Here is a 572-nt window from a genome sequence, read left to right as displayed (position 1 = left end):
GCGCGGCGGCTGGTGGTGCACGCGAGTGAGGACATCGGAATGGCCGACCCGACGGCCCTGCAGTCGGCGATCGCGGCGGCGCACGCGGTCCAGTTCATCGGCATGCCGGAGGGCAGGCTGGCGCTCGCCCAGGCAACGGTGCACCTGGCGACGGCACCGAAGTCCAACGCGGTGATCAAGGGCATCGACGCGGCACTGTCGGACGTCCGCGCGGGGCTGGCGGGCACGGTGCCACCGCACCTGCGCGACGGGCACTACGCGGGCGCGAAGAAGCTGGGCAATGCGCAGGGGTACCGGTATCCGCACAGCGTGCCGGAGGGCGTGCTGGCACAGCAGTATCCGCCGGACGAGCTGGTGGGACGGGACTACTACGAGCCCACGCAGCGGGGGGCGGAGCGCACGCTGGCCGAGCGGGTACCCAAGCTGCGGAGGACGATCCGCGGCGAGTGAGGGGCGGCCCGGGCTGAAGACTGTGCCGGGGCGGACTGCACCGGGCGATCCGCGGGTCGTGCGGGGAAAGCCGAGGCTGGTTCGGCCGGCCACCGCTGCGCGCCCGCCGGCCGCCACCTGCC

General features: G+C 74.1%; 1 protein-coding gene. It reads left to right on the top strand.

Features of this window, described 5'->3' with window-relative positions:
- Nucleotides 1–450, top strand: a 450-nt coding sequence (locus CCN39_RS52110; protein ID WP_491844434.1) for an AAA family ATPase, incomplete at its 5' end; no start/stop codon positions are given.
- Between the last annotated feature and the right edge of the window lie 122 nt (nt 451–572).

It is taken from the genome of Amycolatopsis kentuckyensis, assembly GCF_002155975.1.
Taxonomy (GTDB): domain Bacteria; phylum Actinomycetota; class Actinomycetes; order Mycobacteriales; family Pseudonocardiaceae; genus Amycolatopsis; species Amycolatopsis kentuckyensis.
Note: the sequence above shows the minus strand (reverse complement) of the source record. Positions and strands in the feature narration are given on the sequence as shown.